At 35.3% G+C, this 18,401-nt stretch carries 14 protein-coding genes; 4 read left to right on the top strand and 10 right to left on the bottom strand.

The window, feature by feature from the left end:
• Positions 1-176 precede the first annotated feature (176 nt).
• Both BXU11_RS03070 and BXU11_RS03065 read left to right on the top strand, forming a co-directional pair.
• Positions 177-2,456, top strand: a complete 2,280-nt coding sequence (locus BXU11_RS03070; RefSeq protein WP_078210970.1) for a carboxy terminal-processing peptidase — start codon at positions 177-179, stop codon at positions 2,454-2,456.
• A 137-nt stretch (positions 2,457-2,593) separates the two neighbouring features.
• The gene (locus tag BXU11_RS03065; protein WP_078210969.1) at positions 2,594-3,346 is read left to right on the top strand and encodes a DNA/RNA non-specific endonuclease; all 753 of its coding nucleotides are present in this window, start codon (positions 2,594-2,596) and stop codon (positions 3,344-3,346) included.
• A 213-nt stretch (positions 3,347-3,559) separates the two neighbouring features.
• Here BXU11_RS03065 and rodA read toward each other — a convergent pair whose 3' ends face one another.
• From rodA to purH, 6 genes are all read right to left on the bottom strand, one after another.
• Complete coding sequence (gene rodA, locus BXU11_RS03060) at positions 3,560-4,795, bottom strand: rod shape-determining protein RodA (protein WP_078210968.1); 1,236 nt, start codon at positions 4,793-4,795, stop codon at positions 3,560-3,562.
• A 15-nt stretch (positions 4,796-4,810) separates the two neighbouring features.
• A complete protein-coding gene (gene mrdA / locus BXU11_RS03055) occupies positions 4,811-6,763 on the bottom strand; it encodes a penicillin-binding protein 2 (RefSeq protein WP_078210967.1) in 1,953 nt (650 codons plus the stop codon).
• A complete protein-coding gene (mreD, locus tag BXU11_RS03050; RefSeq protein WP_078210966.1) occupies positions 6,760-7,266 on the bottom strand; it encodes a rod shape-determining protein MreD in 507 nt (168 codons plus the stop codon). The genes mrdA and mreD overlap by 4 nt, the downstream gene beginning before the upstream one ends.
• Positions 7,259-8,092: a rod shape-determining protein MreC gene (gene mreC / locus BXU11_RS03045; protein WP_024980317.1), complete on the bottom strand. Its 834-nt coding sequence runs from the start codon at positions 8,090-8,092 to the stop codon at positions 7,259-7,261. The genes mreD and mreC overlap by 8 nt, the downstream gene beginning before the upstream one ends.
• A 61-nt stretch (positions 8,093-8,153) precedes the next feature.
• Positions 8,154-9,182, bottom strand: a complete 1,029-nt coding sequence (locus BXU11_RS03040; RefSeq protein ID WP_024980316.1) for a rod shape-determining protein — start codon at positions 9,180-9,182, stop codon at positions 8,154-8,156.
• A 44-nt stretch (positions 9,183-9,226) separates the two neighbouring features.
• Positions 9,227-10,753 carry a bifunctional phosphoribosylaminoimidazolecarboxamide formyltransferase/IMP cyclohydrolase gene (gene purH / locus BXU11_RS03035; RefSeq protein ID WP_078210965.1) on the bottom strand — a complete coding sequence of 509 codons (1,527 nt, stop codon included), beginning with the start codon at positions 10,751-10,753 and terminating at the stop codon, positions 9,227-9,229.
• Positions 10,754-10,905: 152 nt separating this feature from the next.
• Here purH and BXU11_RS03030 point away from each other — a divergent pair, with 152 nt between their 5' ends.
• Entirely contained in the window at positions 10,906-12,153 is a 1,248-nt protein-coding gene (locus BXU11_RS03030) for an ABC transporter permease (protein WP_078210964.1), read from the top strand.
• 98 nt (positions 12,154-12,251) lie between these two features.
• On the opposite strand, the gene accD is transcribed toward BXU11_RS03030, so the two are convergent.
• The 3 genes from accD to BXU11_RS03015 all read right to left on the bottom strand — a co-directional run bounded on the left by accD (position 12,252) and on the right by BXU11_RS03015 (position 16,905).
• Complete coding sequence (gene accD / locus BXU11_RS03025; protein WP_024980313.1) at positions 12,252-13,106, bottom strand: acetyl-CoA carboxylase, carboxyltransferase subunit beta; 855 nt, start codon at positions 13,104-13,106, stop codon at positions 12,252-12,254.
• 114 nt (positions 13,107-13,220) lie between these two features.
• Positions 13,221-14,288, bottom strand: a complete 1,068-nt coding sequence (gene fbaA, locus BXU11_RS03020) for a class II fructose-bisphosphate aldolase (RefSeq protein WP_024980312.1) — start codon at positions 14,286-14,288, stop codon at positions 13,221-13,223.
• Positions 14,289-14,349: 61 nt separating this feature from the next.
• Positions 14,350-16,905 carry a BamA/TamA family outer membrane protein gene (locus BXU11_RS03015; RefSeq protein ID WP_078210963.1) on the bottom strand — a complete coding sequence of 852 codons (2,556 nt, stop codon included), beginning with the start codon at positions 16,903-16,905 and terminating at the stop codon, positions 14,350-14,352.
• A 37-nt stretch (positions 16,906-16,942) separates the two neighbouring features.
• On the opposite strand from BXU11_RS03015, the gene BXU11_RS03010 reads away from it, so the two are divergent.
• Entirely contained in the window at positions 16,943-17,677 is a 735-nt protein-coding gene (locus BXU11_RS03010; RefSeq protein WP_078210962.1) for an RNA methyltransferase, read from the top strand.
• Here BXU11_RS03010 and BXU11_RS03005 read toward each other — a convergent pair.
• A complete protein-coding gene (locus BXU11_RS03005) occupies positions 17,674-18,393 on the bottom strand; it encodes a porin family protein (RefSeq protein ID WP_078210961.1) in 720 nt (239 codons plus the stop codon). The genes BXU11_RS03010 and BXU11_RS03005 overlap by 4 nt on opposite strands.
• Between the last annotated feature and the right edge of the window lie 8 nt (positions 18,394-18,401).

The raw sequence follows: 18,401 nt of genomic DNA, 5'->3' as shown, positions 1-18,401 counted from the left end.
AGTAGTTTTAGAACAACAAATATAGCATCCAGCTTCTTAAAAAAACTTCAAATCTTCTTTTTGTTAACTTTTATCATAAAAAATAAATCCAATCAACATTTTTATATCTTTAACAAAAATTTATAGCGAGCCAATGTTTCTTGGTTTTATCTTTACATTAATTAGACTTTCATGTCATGAATGCAATTATTACCTATATGAAAAAGAATTTTAAAATTATTCTGGCTGTATTATTCTTGTCAGGTGCGCTGTTTGCGTTTAAAATAAATGGTTCAAGAATGAACGCAGACGATCCAGAAAAGGATCGCCTTTTACTAGAATTACTGACTTTTGTAATTGAAAAAGGGCATTATGATCCCGCAACTATGGACGATGAATTCTCCAAAGGAATATACAAGGACTACATACAAGCCTTAGATCCTTCAAAACGCTTCTTTTTACAAAGCGATATCGACGAATTTACTAAATATGAATTGGATTTAGACGACCAGATCAATAACAAAGAATTGACATTTTTTGAATTGACCTACTCCCGCTTGATGACAAGAATGGAAGAAAGCAAAAAAATCTACAAAACCTTATTGGCTACTCCCAATAACTTTACCATAGAAGAAAGTTTTGATACGGACTACGAGAAAATGCCGTATGCTACCAACCAAAAAGAATTGGTAGAAAGATGGCGCAAACAGATGAAATTATCTGCTTTATCCTCCATAACTGAGCGTTTACGTGTGCAAGAAAGCAAAACAAAACCTTCCGATACACCAGCAACAACATCAAGTGAGCAAGCTACAGAAAAAACGAAACCTAGCGAATTAAGTTCAGAATTGGGGATGGATGCAAGCTCAAAAGCTGAGAAAAATGTAAAAATCAAAACTTTTGCAGAATTAGAGGTTGAAAGCAGAAGCAACATCGAAAAATCACTAGACGAATCCTTTGGATTTATAAAAGATTTGACTCGAGATGATTGGTTTACAGTATACATCAACGCCATCATGTCTCGTTTTGACCCGCACACTAGTTATTTTGCTCCTGAAGAAAAAGAACGTTTTGATGTTAGTATGAGCGGAAAATTAGAAGGAATTGGAGCACGTTTGCAAAAGAAAAATGATTTTACTGAAATCAGCGAATTGATTTCAGGAGGTCCAGCTTGGAGAGGCCGCCAATTAGAAGCAGGAGATCTTATTCTAAAAGTTGGACAAGCAAGTGCTGAACCTGTTGATGTAGTCGGCATGCGTTTGGACGATGTAGTCAAAAAAATCAAAGGACCAAAGGGAACTATTGTACGCTTAACCGTAAAAAAAGTAGACGGTACCATCAAAAACATTTCTATTGTTCGAGATGTAGTAGAAATTGAAGAAACCTATGCCAAATCAAGTATAGTAGAAAAAAATGGGCTAAAATATGGTGTAATTTACTTGCCTAAATTCTACATTGATTTTGAAAATCGTGACGGCCGCGATGCTGGAAAAGACATTGCCCTAGAAGTAGAACGTTTAAAACAAGCCAAAGTAAACGGAATTGTTTTGGATGTAAGAGATGACGGCGGAGGATCGCTTTCAACCGTGGTGGATATTGCTGGATTATTTATTCACGAAGGTCCAATTGTTCAAGTAAAATCTGCTGGAAAGAAAAAAGAAGTATTGTACGATACCGATCCTAAAATAGAATGGGATGGACCGTTGGTAATTATGGTCAATGGTTTTTCAGCTTCAGCCTCTGAAATTTTAGCAGCAGCTATTCAAGATTACAAACGTGGTATTATCATTGGTAGCAAACAAACCTATGGCAAAGGCACAGTTCAAAATGTACATGATTTGAATCAATTTGTAAGAAATAGCTCGGTTGGTGATTTGGGAGCTTTAAAAATTACGACTCAAAAATTCTACAGAATCAACGGAGGATCTACACAACGCGAAGGTGTAAGTAGCGATGTAGTAATGCCCGATCGTTATGCCTATCTTAAAATGGGAGAACGTGATTTAGAAAACGCCATGCCATGGGATAAAATTGACGCAGCTCCTTATACGCCATGGAAAATGACGCAACATTTCGAAAAAGCCATTGCCAACAGTAAAGCAAGAATTGCGGCCAATCCTCAATTTAAATTAATTGAAGAAAATGCCAAATGGATTGACAGTAAAAGTAATGACAATACTTACAGTTTAAACATTGACACTTTCAAATCGGAGCAAAATAAAGTGGAGGAAACCGCTAAAAAATACAAACCGATTTACGACTATAAAAGTCAATTAAAATTCAGCTCATTACCACATGAATTGGAAGAATACCAAAAAGATCCTACGCTAAAAGAAAAAAGAGAAAGATGGCATGAAAGTCTTTCTAAAGATATTTATGTTGAAGAGGCTTTGAATGTTTTAGATGATTTACAACCCAAAAACCTTGTAAAAACAATTCCTGCCAAAACATTGAAAAACAAATTAGCAAAATCCTAACGGAATATTTACATCACAAACGACTCAAAGCAAACTGCTTTTGAGTCGTTTTTTTTTATAACACTATGGTAGCTTTTAAAATAACAATACTCCAGTTGGCACTCCTCTTTCTATCTTGCATCGATAAGACAGAACCCATGCTAACAATTGATGGCGTCAATAAATACAGCAATCCATCATCACCTATACCATCGCCTCCACAAAAGAAAAAAAGTATCATAAATCCCCCTACTTCGACTACTAATGTTATCATTAATCATGACTATTATACATTATCGTATCATGAAAAATACGAACAAGCCGAATGGGTAGCTTATGAATTAACAAAAGAGCAAATCGTTAATTACAATTACAAACGCCCCTTTTTTATTCAAGATAAAAAAGTAACAACAGGATCTGCAGATTGGCGAAACTATAAAAACTCAGGATACGATAAAGGTCATTTATGTCCAGCAGCCGATCGAGAATACAATAAACAAGCTTATGAAAGTACTTTTTTGACCTCGAACGTTTCTCCTCAAAACCATGAGTTCAATAGTGGTATATGGAATCGTCTGGAAGAAAAAATACGATATTGGGCCGTAAAACACGATCGCCTTTATGTAGTTACAGGTGGCGTTTTGGCTCCCAACTTAAAAACCATTGGCACTGAAAAAGTAGCAGTTCCTAACTATTTTTACAAAATTATTTTAGAAGAAAACAAAGGTAAGTTTCGAATGATAGCCTTCTTGCTACCTAATGCCGAAAGTAAAAAACCACTGTATGATTTTGTAGTCTCCGTAGATAAAATCGAACAAATGACAGGCATCGATTTCTTCCCTAAATTACCTGATGAAATCGAGCAATCACTCGAAAAACAAACTAGCTACAAAGTTTGGAGTTTTAACTAACTACCGCATACTTATTACAAACAGCACTTTTTTAATCTCACTATTTTGCCGTTCCCCAATCAGGTCGGGCATTAAGTTACAATCTTTATGAGGCAGAAAAAAAGCCTCATAAAGGATTTTCACTGCAAACGAAGTTCACTGAACTCCTATGAAAATAGCATGAGTGAAGTAATCTCTAACCTAAATACCGCAATCAAGAACATTAGGTTTAAACTACCATTCATTTACTTTATTGGCATCCATTTTGATAAAAATAAACAGCAAAATAGTAAAAGCCCAAAGTCCTGAACCACCATAAGAAAAGAAAGGCAAAGGAATCCCAATGGTTGGAAAAATGCCTGCTACCATAGCAATATTGACAAAAAAGTGCAGAAAAATAATAGCCGCAACCGAGTAGCCATACACACGACTAAACTTGGTTTTTTGTCTTTCGGCCAAATAAATAATGCGTAATAAAAGAATCACAAATAACCCAATAACTACAGTAGCACCTAAAAATCCCCATTCCTCGCCAACAGTAGTAAAAATATAATCGGTGTGCTGTTCAGGAACAAAGCCACCTTTAGTTTGAGTACCTTCTAAAAAGCCCTTTCCGAGCCATCCACCAGAGCCAATAGCAATTTCAGACTGATTGGTATTGTATCCAATCCCTTTCATATCTACTGTTTTTCCCAATAATATATTGAATCGATCTCTATGATGTTGTTTAAAAACATGATCAAATACATAACTCACTGAAAACACGAAACCCGTAATAAGCGCTAATATAACAACACTTCTAAGTACATTTCTTTCAGCCAAACGGGATTTGAAATGAACTCCAACCAAGACCAAGGCCGAAAGAATCACCACCATATAAGATTCTAAAACAAGCGTTAATACAAATAGAAAAATTAAAGAAAATCCTGTCCAAATATACCATCCTGGCAATCCTTCACGATACAACACAATAAAAAATACACAAAAAACAAGCGCACTTCCAGGGTCTGGCTGAGGCAGTATCAAAAGAATGGGTAAAAAAACAATTGCTAATGCTTGAAACTGCCTATTCAAGTCTTTTAGATTGATTAAAGGATCACTTAAATATTTGGCCAATGCCAATCCTGTAGCTGCTTTTGCAAATTCAGAAGGTTGCAATGTAAACCCACCAATCCCGTACCAACAACGTTGACCTGCTATAGTTTTACCAAAGGCAAACAACCCTAGCAAAGCAACTAAAGCTACGACAAATATAATTGAGGCATACTTTTCATAAAACTTACCATCAACAGACAGCACGGTAAAAATCAACGGAATAGCCAATAAAATAAAAAACAATTGTTTATCCGAAGTTCCGTCTTCAGATGACAAAGAAGACGAATAAATATTGAGCCATCCTAAAACAACTAATAGTATATAGATGATGACACAAATCCAATCGATATTACTGGTTACACTTTGGTTTTTCATTGTATGCCCGATGCTTTAGTTTTTCTTAGTACTGTCTTTTTTGACTACGGTCAGAGGTGCTGGATTTAGCTTTTTCAACTTCAATTGTGCGATAGAATCTTTACGTCTCAATTCTTTTTTAACCTCATCATTCAAACCACCTAATTTTGCATATTGCCCTTGAAGGCTTATATTAAGAACTCTAGTTTCTAAATCGGTTCTAGATATTTTTTTCTTCAAGTATTTTTCAATCATCAAACTCGCAATTGGTCCAGCTATAGTAGAACCAAAGCCACCATTCTCAATCATTACTGCTATGGCAATTTTAGGATTATCTTTAGGAGCAAAAGCCACAAAAATAGAGTGATCTTTCAATTGAGTACGAACTCCATTGATTTTTGCAAAATTTTCGGCAGTTCCCGTTTTACCGCAAATATCAATGCCCTCCACTCTAAGGCTTGACGCTGTTCCCATATTGTACACATCAAACAAGCCGCTGATAATTGGCTTGAAATACTTCTTATCAATAGTAGTAATATGCTTTGTGGTAAACTTTTTATCAATAGGGGTGTCCGCAATTTTCTTAATGATATGAGGCGTGTAATAATATCCTTCATTGGCTACCGTTGCCATCATATTGGCCAACTGAATGGGTGTCATCAAAACTTCTCCTTGTCCGATGGCATTAGAAACAATAGCTGTACTTCTCCAGCCACCATTAGGATACATTCGTTTGTAAGTGGCAGATGTGGGGATCTTACCTCTTCTACCCGTTGGTAAATCATATCCCATAAACTGACCTAATCCAAAACTTTTAACATGATTACTCCAAACATCTACTGCATAACTTGGCTTAGCATACTTATTAATGGTTCGCATATAAGCTGTACCAAAATAAGCGTTGCACGATTCATAAATCCCACGATGCAATTGTAGCATACCACCTCGACAATGGCAACGCATGAAACGACCTCTAGCATAACTAAAACCATGATTACAAGCTACTGCGGTATTTTCGTCAACCACTTGCTCTTGTAAGGCCACCAATCCGGTCATTATTTTAAAAGGAGAACCGGGAGGATATTCCGCTAATAAGCCTCTATCATACAAAGGTTTTGCAATAGAATCATGATACAACTTTGTATAATTTTTGGAACGCTGTCTTCCTACCAAAATCCCTGGATCATAAGATGGCGCAGTAATTAGTGCTAAAATCTCACCTGAACCAGGTTCTATAGCCACTATTCCTCCTCTTTTGTTGACCATCAATTGTTCGCCATATTTTTGAATCGCAGCATCTATGGTAAGAGTAATGTCTTTTCCAGGCTCAGCAACTGTATCAAATCGACCATCTTTGTAAGAACCAATTTCTCGATTGTATTTGTCTTTTTGAATATAGGTAACTCCTTTTACTCCTCTAAGAATTTCTTCATAACTCTCTTCAACTCCTTGTTTTCCGATTAAATCTCCACTTTTATAATATGGATTTTTCTTTATAATATTTTCATTTACCTGAGTAATAAAACCGAAAATATTAGCTCCATAATCTACTTCGTAATCCCTAAGTGATCGTTTTTGAAAATAAAACCCCTCATAATTTCGAATTTTCTCTTGGAAAGCTGCAAATTCAGATTTATTTAATTGTGCCAAAAACACTGATGGAAGTCTTGGACTATAAATAATAGCTTTTTCTATACTTTTTATAAAATCCGCTTTTTCAATATTCAAGAGTCTACAAAACTCAAGAGTATCCATTTTCTTTACTTCACGAGGAATAACCATGATGTCATACGAAGCTTGATTGGCTACCATGAGTTTTCCAAATCTATCGTAAATATAACCTCGTTCCGGATAATCGTACTTTATTTTAATCGCATTATTTTCTGACTTCAATTTGAAAGTATCATCAATAATTTGAAGATAGAAAATTCGAACTAAAAGCAAAATTGCTCCAATTATTATAAGGGTCGGCAATAAAATTTTTCTCATCGTTTATTTGGCTTAACAAGATATATGATGATAATCGATAACAATAAAGTAAAAGTGGAACTTAATAAGGTGCGCAATAATACGTCTAAAATAAAACTAAACTCAAACGCTTCTAAGGTAAACAATACTAAATGATGCGTAATTGTAGCTATTAATAAAAAGGAAAAACGTTCGGGCGTTAGCACGTCATTCAATTTTACCGTTTGATATTCATAACTCAACCCAAAGGAGAATTTAAATATTAAAGGGCGCATATAAGCCAAAACTAAACAAGAAGTAGCATGTACGCCTCCTGAATTAGAAAACATATCTAGCAGCAATCCCAGAAAAAAACTAGACAATAGCAAAGCGGCCTTGTTCCCATTAACAGGATACAAAATAATGAAAAGTATATAAGGAAACGGGCTGATATACCCATAGAAATTCATATTATTAAAAACAATAATTTGTATTGCTAATAATAATATAAAGCGGAAGATATTTACTAACAATGTACTACTCATCCTTTTTTCTTTGGTTTTCTAAGGCCTTCATCTCTTCGGTGCCTTTATTTTTTAGGATATAAACATGACCTAGATTTGTCATGTCATTGAATAATTTTATTTCTAACGTATAGAAATTGGTTTGGTTATCTTTATCACGGAAAACTCTGTGAATTGTTCCAATATTAATATTCTCAGGAAAAATGACCGATTGTCCTCCAGTAACTACGGTATCTCCTTTTTTAATATCAGCAAGTCTAGGCACATCGATCAATTGCACAAAACCCGTACTTTTTCCATTCCAAATTAAGGAACCAAAGTGATTGGATTTCTTGATTTTTGCATTGATTCTTGATTTTTTATTCAAGATACTGGCCACTGTAGCGTAATTTTGAGAAGTATCATCAATAATACCAACAATTCCTTGGCTATTGATAACTCCCATATCCGGTTTTATACCGTCTTTTTGTCCTGCATCCAAGGTAAGGTAGTTTTCGTAAACGCTGTACGAATTTTTTATGACTTTGGCCACTACAATATCCGAAGGCTTAACACCTTTGATACTGTCCATTTTAGTCATAAATGAAGAATCTTTAACCTGAAAAAGAGCACTTCGTAATCTTGCGTTTTCTAAAGCAAGTTCATCATTTTCCTTTTTCAGGTTAAGATATTCCTTGGCATTATTCACTTCTTGATAGACACTACCACTAATTACATTGGCCGAACTAATAATTTTACTCCTGTGAAAAGAATGAAATTGAATAGTAAGCGCTAATGAAATACCTAAAAGCAGCAAGAACAGTAATCTATAACTATTTCTTGTAATAAAATTAAATATTTGCTGCATTTTGAAATAAAAAGGTTAAGTAATTAGAAGCGAAAAAATAATTATAATGAAGTATAAAAACTTATTTGATTAAAATACTTTTAAACTTGGTAATGTTTTTTAATGCCATCCCTGTTCCACGAACTACTGCTCGTAAAGGATCTTCGGCGATGTATACTGGCAAATCTGTTTTTTGAGAAATTCTTTTGTCTAATCCTCTCAACATGGATCCTCCACCGGCTAAATAAATTCCAGTGTTGTAGATATCCGCTGCCAATTCAGGAGGCGTTTGTGAAAGAGTTTCCATCACGGCGTCCTCAATACGTTGAATGGATTTATCCAAAGCTTTAGCAATTTCACGGTACGAAACTTCTACTTGTTTTGGTTTACCTGTCAACAAATCACGACCTTGTACAGACATATCCTCTGGAGGTGTTTCTAAATCTTCAACAGCAGCTCCAATTTGAATTTTTATTTTTTCGGCTGTACTTTCTCCAACAAATAAATTGTGTTGTGTACGCATGTAATACACGATATCATTTGTAAACACATCTCCCGCAATTTTTACCGATTTGTCACAAACAATACCTCCTAAGGCAATCACTGCTATTTCAGTAGTACCTCCACCGATATCGACAATCATGTTTCCTTTTGGCTGCATAATATCAATACCGATACCTATGGCTGCTGCCATTGGTTCGTGAATTAAGTACACTTCTTTTCCGTTCACACGCTCACAAGATTCTTTTACCGCACGCATTTCTACTTCGGTAATTCCAGAAGGGATACAAACAATCATGCGCAGTGCAGGCGTAAACATTTTTTTATTAAGTGCAGGTATACTTTTGATGAACATACTGATCATTTTCTCTGAAGCATCAAAATCCGCAATTACACCATCTTTCAAAGGTCTAATTGTTTTTATGTTTTCATGCGTTTTCCCTTGCATCATATTGGCCTCTTTTCCCACAGCAATAATTTTGCCTGATATCCTATCTCGAGCCACAATAGAAGGACTATCAATCACTACTTTGTCATTATGAATGATCAAAGTGTTTGCGGTACCAAGGTCTATCGCGATATCCTCAGTCATGAAATCAAAAAATCCCATACGTTTTTATGTATTGTAAAAATTAAATAACAAAGTTAAACAAATTAATGTTTGAAATGACGGGTTCCAGTAAATACCATTGCAAGATTGTTCTCATTGCAGTAGTTAATACTTAACTCATCTTTGATTGATCCTCCTGGTTGAATCACTGCTGTAATTCCAGCATTTTTTGCCAATTCTACACAATCAGGAAAAGGAAAGAAAGCATCACTTGCCATTGAAGCCCCTTCTAAACTAAAACCGAATGCTTTGGCCTTTTCAACCGCTTGCATCAAGGCGTCTACTCTAGACGTTTGACCAGTGCCAGAAGCAATAAGTGTGCCGTTTTTAGCAAAAACAATCGTGTTTGATTTGGTGTTTTTACACACTTTAGATGCAAAAATCAAATCTTTTACTTCTTGCTCAGTTGGTGCTGTAGTTGTTACTGTTTTCAAATCTGATGCTTGATCTGTAACATTGTTTCGATCTTGAATCAATAACCCGTTCAAACAAGTACGTACTTGTCTTGAAGGTAGCTCCACGTCGTTTTGAACTAAAATGATTCTGTTTTTCTTTTCTTGTAAAATAGTCAAAGCTTCTGGGGCATAAGCTGGCGCGATCACTACCTCACAAAATAATTTTGTAATTTCTGAAGCTGTAGACACATCTATTGGTGTATTTGAAATCAAAACCCCGCCAAATGCAGAAGTAGTATCACAAGCCAAAGCCGCATCATACGCCTCGCTAATAGTAGCTCTAGTAGCCAAACCACAAGCGTTATTGTGTTTTAAAATCGCAAAAGTAGGCCCATCCGTTTTAAACTCATTGATTAAGTTTACTGCAGCATCTACGTCTAATAAATTATTATAGGACAACTCTTTTCCATGCACTTTGGTAAACATGGCGTCAAAATCTCCGAAGAAAAATCCTTTTTGATGTGGATTTTCACCATAACGCAATACTTGACCGTCTGCAATACTTTCTTTATAAATCGTTTCGTCTGTATTGAAATAATTAAAAATAGCTCCATCATAATGCGAAGAAACATGAAATGCTTTGGTCGCCAATACCTTTCTATCTTCTAATGTTGTAGTTCCATTTTGATTCGTAATCATATCTAAAAACAAACCATATTGATCCATTGAAGATACAATTACTGTGTCTTTAAAGTTTTTGGCTCCAGCACGAATCAATGAAATACCACCGATATCAATTTTCTCAATAATATCGGCCTCACTTGCACCAGACGCCACTGTTTTTTCAAAAGGATACAAATCAACAATTACTAAATCTATTTGAGGAATATCATATTCTTGCATTTGTTGCACATCACCTTCATGATCTTGACGATTCAAAATCCCTCCAAACACTTTAGGATGCAAAGTTTTTACTCTTCCACCAAGTATAGAAGGATAGGAAGTAACGTCTTCCACTGGAATTACTGGAATTCCAAGATTTTTGATAAAATCCTCCGTTCCTCCGGTAGAATAAAAAACAACATTTTGTTCGTGTAATTTTCTAACAATTGGCTCCAATCCTTCTTTAGAAAATACTGAAATTAAGGCCGATTGTATTTTTTTAGTAGTGTTCATGTGTAGTAGTTTTTTGAAAGCGCAAAAATAGTTAATTTTTACAAATAAAATCTACGGAATTTATGTAACATTTTTAATTAAATTCGTACCTATCAAAATAGCAGTTTGAACCAAAATTTAAACTCAATTTACACTAATTCAATTCTAAAAATATGCTGGTTTATTTACGATTGTTGAAAGAAAGTTTTCGCTTTGCCATGAATGCCTTATTGGCCAATAAATTGAGGACTTTACTTTCCTTGTTAGGCGTAACCATTGGTATATTTTCAATTATAGCCGTTTTGGCTGCAGTGGATTCTTTGGACCGAAAAATATCAAAAGATTTGAGCAGTTTGGACAAAAACACCATTTATTTGATGAAATTTTCATTTGGACCCACTGACATCCCACAATGGAAACGAGAACAATTCCCCAATGTAAAATACGACGAATACATCTACATGAAGGGAGCCATGACCCAAACCGAGCAAATGGGGTATCAAATTTTTACCAAAAGAGAATCCATCAAACATGAATCTAAAACTGTCAGCGATGTGAATATCGTACCCGTTTCGCATGAATTTATTGACATACAAGGATTAGAATTTGAACAAGGTCGTTTTTATAATGAATCCGAAGCTAATTCAGGCGCTGCTGTAATTGTTCTAGGCCACGAAGTAGCCAGTTCGTTGTTTGAAAATAGCGATCCTATAGGCAAAACCATTCGTTTGTACGGCAAACGCTTCTCAGTTATTGGTGTATTAAAGAAAAAAGGGTCTGGTATTTTTGACGAAGACGACACTTCGGCATTTATTCCGGTTAATTTTGTACGTCAATTGTTTGGCGATAATAATGATGGCTTGACCAATGTCATCATTTTTAAACCTGAAAGCGGTGTAGACATGGAGGCTTACAAAGGTGAAATTACCCAAAAACTTAGAACTTTACGCGGTTTAAAAGCAGGTGAAATTGATAATTTCTTCATCAATGTATTTTCTGGTTTTACCGATTTTATTGACGGAATCATTGGCCAAATGAATGTAGTAGGTTGGATTATTAGTGGCTTTTCATTATTGGTAGGAGGGTTTGGCATTGCCAATATTATGTTTGTTTCTGTAAAAGAAAGAACCAACCTTATCGGTATCCAAAAATCGTTAGGCGCCAAAAACCGCTTTATTTTGTTTCAATTTTTATTCGAAGCGATCATCCTTTCTTTATTTGGCGGACTAATTGGATTACTCTTTGTTTGGATTATTTCAATAGTACTAACCAATGCCTTAGATTTTGAGTTTGTTTTGGGATTCGGGAACATTGCATTGGGAACAGGTCTAGCGGCTTTTATTGGTTTGCTTTCTGGAATTTTGCCTGCAATTTCAGCAGCCAATTTAGATCCTGTGGAAGCCATTCGCACCGGAATGTAAGAAACAGTAAAGATTCTATCTCAACAATCAGATTCACACACCCATAAAAAAAGCCGTTCTATTTGTACAGAACGGCTTTAATTTTTATAAAAGATAATTTATCGTACTTCGTTATTTTGAATCAAATCGATATACAAATTAATCTTGTCTTTTAGCTCTTTTCTTGGAGAAATAAAATCTAAGAAACCATGCTCCAACAAAAATTCAGCCGTTTGAAATCCTTCTGGCAAATCTTTACCTGTAGTATCTCTTACCACACGCGGTCCTGCGAACCCAATCAAAGCGCCTGGTTCAGAGATATTGATATCTCCTAACATGGCATAGGAAGCAGTAGTTCCTCCTGTGGTTGGATCTGTACAAAGTGAAATATAAGGCAAACCAGCTTCGGCTAATTGTGCTAATTTTACTGAAGTTTTAGCCAATTGCATTAATGAAAAAGCAGCCTCCATCATTCGCGCACCCCCAGATTTTGAAATCATAACGAATGGCAATTTGTTTTGGATGGCGTGATCAATTCCTCTAGCAATTTTTTCACCCACAACAGCTCCCATAGAACCTCCGATAAAGGCAAAATCCATAGCACAAACCACAAGGTCTTTCCCTTTAGATTTTCCAACTCCTGTTCGAACAGCGTCTTTAAGTTGTGTTTTAGACATCACTTCTTTCAATCGATCCGCATACTTTTTCGTATCTTCAAAATGTAATGGATCTTTCGAGGTCATGTTGGCATCCAACTCAACAAATTCGTTATTGTCAAATAAAATTTCAAAATAGGTAGCGCTACCAATTCGTACATGAAAATCATCCTCTGGACTCACAAACAAATTACGTGCTAACTCATCAGCATCAATTATTTTTCCGGTCGGTGATTTATACCAAAGCCCCTTTGGAACGTCCATTTTGTCCTCGGTAGCAGTAGTTATCCCTTTTTCTTTTCTTTTAAACCAAGCCATTTATTAAGTATTCAGTGTTGAGCGTACAAAACTATAAAAAAAATGCAATAAAAAAAGTTGCAATATTTCTTAGTATAATCACCAGAAACATTACAACTTTTAATTAATCTAAAATTAAAGTGTATTTACGTTGTTCAGATCCGCAAATGACTGCTCTAATCTTGCATTGAACGTTACTTCACTTTCTCTAACCCATCTTCTTGGATCGTAGAATTTTTTGTTTGGAACATCAGCACCTTCTGGGTTACCAATTTGAGTTTTCAAGTACTCGATGTTTTTTACCATATAATCACGGATTCCTTCAGTATAAGCAAATTGTAAATCTGTATCAATATTCATTTTCACTACACCGTACCCAATTGCTTCTCTAATTTCTTCTAATGTAGAACCTGATCCACCGTGGAATACAAAATCAACTGGATTTGCTTCAGTTTTGAATTTTTCTTGAACGTATTCTTGAGAGTTTTTCAAGATTTTTGGAGTCAATTTTACGTTTCCTGGTTTGTAAACTCCGTGAACGTTTCCAAATGAAGCTGCAATGGTAAAACGTGGACTTACTTTCGATAATTCTTCGTAAGAATAAGCTACTTCAGAAGGCTGAGTGTATAATTTAGAACTGTCAACATCTGAGTTATCTACACCATCTTCTTCACCACCTGTAATTCCAAGTTCAATTTCTAAAGTCATTCCAATTTTACTCATACGAGCTAAATATTCTTTACAAATTTCGATGTTTTCTTCGATTGGCTCTTCAGATAAATCGATCATGTGAGATGAAAACAATGATTTTCCAGTTGCAGCAAAATGTTCTTCTGAAGCATCTAATAAACCATCAATCCAAGGTAATAATTTTTTAGCGCAGTGATCCGTGTGAAGAATAACTGTTGCTCCGTAAGCTTCTGCTAAAGTATGAATGTGTTTTGCTCCTGCAATAGCTCCTGCAATAGCAGCTTTTTCACCAGCGTTAGACAACCCTTTACCTGCATTAAACTGCGCTCCACCATTAGAAAATTGAATAATTACTGGAGCATTTAATTTTGCTGCAGTTTCCAAAACTCCATTAATTGTGCTAGAACCAGTTACGTTTACTGCTGGAAGTGCAAATCCTTTTTCTTTTGCATATCTAAAAATTTCTTGTACTTGATCTCCAGTAGCAACTCCTGGTTTTATGTTGTGTGCCATTTTGTTAAATTTTAAGTTATTTTATTTTTTTAAAGGTTCACAAAAATAAGCATTTCTATTTTTAGAAAGGGTAATTTATCCCAAAATTTAAGACAGATTTGGTAAAATTAAAGTCTTTAAACCAACGACTTCCTTCGGCATATCCCGGATTATAGGTTTTGAAGCCTAAATCAAAACGAACAACAAAAAAATTCAAATCATAGCGCAAACCAAAACCAGTACCTAAAGCAATTTCAGTAAGATCTTTTATACCCGAAAATCGCGCCGACTCAACATTCATACCATCGAGCACGTTCCAAATATTTCCAGCATCGGCAAAAACAGCCCCTTTTACGCTTCCTAATATTTTAAAACGAAACTCGGCACTTATGGCGATTTTCATATTAGCTTCATTAAAATCCAATACCGATCCCGTACTCCCAGGACCTAAACTATAAGGTTGCCAAGCTCTATTATCATTTGTTCCACCTGAAAAATAACTTCTTGAAAACGGCACGTAATCGGCATTACCAAACGGCACTGCAATACCGAAAAAGCTCCTAAAAGCCACCACGTTTTCCTTGGAAAAATCCCAGTGCTTAATATAATCCAATTCTAATTTCAAATATTCCGAATAGGGCAAATTGAAAAGTTCATATTGTCCTGTAGCATTTTTAGGCAACTTACTGGCTTTTGCTATCAAACTTAATAAGGTTCCCGCTGATTCGATTTTAGTTTTAAATTGATAAAAATCATTATCCTGAATGTCTTTCTTGGTAGATTGAGTAAAGGTGTAGCTCGTCCCCAGAATAAAATCATTTTCCGTCAATCGCAACCTTCGTTCTTCAATCCCTAACACCTCCTTATACTCACTATCCTCATACCCAATAGCCGTTTTTAAGTTTAAAACATCATCCGTAAATCCCGTTGTTCCAGAATTAATGATCAAATTTTTATTGTCATCAAAATATTTAGCTTCGGTATTATAGGTTTTAGCAATAGCATTTAAAGCATTGTAAGAAGAACCATAAACATTAAAATAATTGGCTGGATTTAAATTGCGAACAAATTGCACATTGACCAAATCAACTCTAGCGGTATTGTTTTTTATAGGATTCCAATTATAGGTAATCAATGTGGTGAAATTTTCTTTATCTAGACCAATATTCCTTTGCTTATTAAACCCTGAAGAAATCTGCGTATACGGAATCATTCGTTTGGGAATAATTTTATCGGTATTAAAGGGCAAGAAAATCCTAGGAAAATTCAACTTCAAATTGATTCCGAATTCCGTAACATTAAAAAACGCATCATTAGGATTAGCAAAATCTTTGGAAGATCCAATATTTCCACGAAAACCAATCTCTAATGTTTCGGCTCTATTGAATACGTTCCGAATGGTTTCGGTGATGCTTCCTCCTATACCAAAATCTTGAATATTAGAATGGGTAAAATCCAAAGTAGTGCCAAAACTAAACTTTTTCTTGGGCGACAAATACACTTTGGCAATCAAGGATTGGGCCGTAGTATCTCTTTTATCCACTTCATACTGTATACTAGGATAACCAAAAATTTTCAAGTTATTCAACGATCTGTTGGTCAAAACGGTCTTAGTATCCGCAAAAGAAGTTCCTTTGGTAATAAACACTGCATCTGTTATTGCTGCAGGTCTGTATCGCAATTTACCATGACTGTACAATTTAAAGCCATGGTACTCTAAACTATCGGTAACCGTCTCGGGTGAGTTCTTAGCTGAAAAATCAGTGAAAATTTTCACATCACTAATGGTAAACAATTTAAAAGGAGCCGTATAGGTCGAATCGTTCTTCTGATAGGAATAATTATTTATTATCAAATCTACATTGGCTTTGTTCTTTTTACCTATTGTATCGATATCGAAAAGCACATAGTTGGGTTGAAACAAGTAAGCGCCACTGTTTCGAAAATAGGTGCTGATTCTATTTTTTTCTTCCTCAAAATCACTGGTCTTATATTGTTGTCCGGGCTGAATTAAACGATTCCCTTTTGCTACATTAAACAAAGAATCCAATGCTGGAGAAGCAATTGACTGGGTAATAGAATCCAAAATAAAAGGTTCCGATAAATTAACTTTGTATTGTACTCTAGCCTTTTTAGCACTCAAAGTATCTATTGAATAGGTTGTTTTTGCCTTAAAATATCCTTGGTTAAAATAATAATTATTCAACCGATTTACCGTTTTCTGCGTTTTAATGGTATCAATAATCACAGGTGGCTCACCTACTTTCTTTAAAAACTGATGAATTCCTTTATAATAGAACGACTCCCCCAAACGATCTACTTGCTTCGCTGACAACCATTTTGCGCTTCGTTCATATTTCCCGGGTTTGTTGGCAAATTTAGCTTGGTACGTAGAATCGGGATTTAAATTGGCCATATTATATAAGGCCAGTCGTAACCTAAAACCTCCAAATGTTCCGTTAGGTATTTGATACATTTGATCGAAGGCCGTTGACTCCTTGATCGGCTTATCATTTACTATAATTTGGTTTTTAGTTAGTAAAAATTTGCCCTCAGGAACCCGTTTTACAGCATTACATGCCGAAATAAATATTGCAATTAGAAGAAATGCAACTACTTTTGTGGAATTCTTTTTCAAGTGTTCATATAAATTTAATTCAAAAGTACATTTTTTTATGGTTAGTAAAAACCAAATAAAACTTATCTCAAGTTTGCATCAAAAAAAGTTTAGAAACGCCCATCAATTATTTATTGCCGAAGGCGTAAAAGGGATTCAAGAATTATTGCATTCTAATTTTGAATTAGAGCATTTGTATGTTACAGTGGATCATTTTGAAACTGTTTTACCTTCTAAAAAAAGCCTAATTACTGAAAGTGAACTAAAAAAAATCAGCGCTTTAACCACTCCTAATACCTGCTTGGCTGTATTTAAAATCCCAAAAGAAAAAGCAGTCATCAATACAGGACTCATTGTCGCTTTAGACACGATTCGTGATCCTGGAAACATGGGAACCATTTTGAGACTTTGTGACTGGTTTGGCATTACCCAAGTAGTCTGCTCCACAGAAACTGTCGATTTATACAACCCAAAAGTAGTACAAGCAACTATGGGATCTATAGCCCGCGTAGTCGTAAATTATTTAAATCTAACGGACTATTTCAAGACCACTTCACTGCCAGTTTTTGGAACCTTTATGGAAGGTGACAATCTTTATACTTCAACACTTCCTACCGAAGGCATTATTGTTTTAGGTAACGAAGCGAATGGAATTTCTGCAGAAATTGAAGCCCTAGTAACACAACGCATTACAATCCCTAGATTTGGCGATTTACAACAAACCGAAAGTTTAAATGTAGCCACTGCCACTGCCATTGTTTTGAGCGAATTTAAGCGAGGCTGTACTTCTTAATGAAACGTAAAGTTGATAAAAACGGCTCTACTCTTAATGGATTCGATGTTATTGGTCCAAGGACTATTAGGATCTTTATCTCTAATTAACTCGTCACTGATTCCAAAAACGCCTCGAATGGAGGGTGAAAAGATAAAATATTCTGAAAAAATATCAATCCCAAAACCCAGTTCATAGTTGGGGGTCCATGCTTTTACCCTAAACTTACCTTCTGCATTATCATCAATTGACTTGGCATTACTAGATAAATTTAAAGTTAACGAGCCTCCACCAAGCAAATACGGTCTAACATTGCCTGTTCGTAAAGACGAAAATTTAACCAACAACGGAAAATGAATATACGTGCTATTCACCTCACGTAATTGATCAGATGCCGTGGGCGTAAACTGAAAATAATCACTTGGATAATACAAATCACGCTTGGTGTAATACAATCCCGGTTCGAAGCGCAAATTAATGTATTCATGTAAACGCAAGTCAGAAACTAAGCCAACATTAAAACCTGTACTTCTTTTTACCAAAACATCTGGTAAATTATTCTTGTAGTCCATTTTGAAATCATAGGCATTAAAACCCATATAAAATCCAAAATGCAATTTTTGCTTTTGAAAATTTTCTAAATTGATGATGGGGTCTTTGCTAAAGAGGCGTTTATTCCACTGAGCGGAGGCAAGAGCAAAAGACATCAAAAAAAGGAATACAGTTATTTTCTTCATAGGGAAAC

It is taken from the genome of Flavobacterium sp. LM5 (assembly GCF_002017945.1).
Taxonomy (GTDB): Bacteria; Bacteroidota; Bacteroidia; order Flavobacteriales; family Flavobacteriaceae; genus Flavobacterium; species Flavobacterium succinicans.
This window is presented reverse-complemented; position numbering and strand designations above follow the sequence as displayed.

What these genes read in the sequence shown, in the direction of transcription:
- BXU11_RS03030 (WP_078210964.1), top strand. Translation starts at nt 10,906, where the DNA reads ATGCTGGTTTATTTACGATTGTTGAAAGAAAGTTTTCGCTTTGCCATG.
- BXU11_RS03005 (WP_078210961.1), bottom strand. Translation starts at nt 18,393, where the DNA reads ATGAAGAAAATAACTGTATTCCTTTTTTTGATGTCTTTTGCTCTTGCC.
- BXU11_RS03040 (WP_024980316.1), bottom strand. Translation starts at nt 9,182, where the DNA reads ATGGGATTTTTTGATTTCATGACTGAGGATATCGCGATAGACCTTGGT.
- BXU11_RS03010 (WP_078210962.1), top strand. Translation starts at nt 16,943, where the DNA reads ATGGTTAGTAAAAACCAAATAAAACTTATCTCAAGTTTGCATCAAAAA.
- rodA (WP_078210968.1), bottom strand. Translation starts at nt 4,795, where the DNA reads ATGAAAAACCAAAGTGTAACCAGTAATATCGATTGGATTTGTGTCATC.
- accD (WP_024980313.1), bottom strand. Translation starts at nt 13,106, where the DNA reads ATGGCTTGGTTTAAAAGAAAAGAAAAAGGGATAACTACTGCTACCGAG.
- fbaA (WP_024980312.1), bottom strand. Translation starts at nt 14,288, where the DNA reads ATGGCACACAACATAAAACCAGGAGTTGCTACTGGAGATCAAGTACAA.
- purH (WP_078210965.1), bottom strand. Translation starts at nt 10,753, where the DNA reads ATGAACACTACTAAAAAAATACAATCGGCCTTAATTTCAGTATTTTCT.
- mreD (WP_078210966.1), bottom strand. Translation starts at nt 7,266, where the DNA reads ATGAGTAGTACATTGTTAGTAAATATCTTCCGCTTTATATTATTATTA.
- BXU11_RS03065 (WP_078210969.1), top strand. Translation starts at nt 2,594, where the DNA reads ATGCTAACAATTGATGGCGTCAATAAATACAGCAATCCATCATCACCT.
- mreC (WP_024980317.1), bottom strand. Translation starts at nt 8,092, where the DNA reads ATGCAGCAAATATTTAATTTTATTACAAGAAATAGTTATAGATTACTG.
- BXU11_RS03070 (WP_078210970.1), top strand. Translation starts at nt 177, where the DNA reads ATGAATGCAATTATTACCTATATGAAAAAGAATTTTAAAATTATTCTG.
- mrdA (WP_078210967.1), bottom strand. Translation starts at nt 6,763, where the DNA reads ATGAGAAAAATTTTATTGCCGACCCTTATAATAATTGGAGCAATTTTG.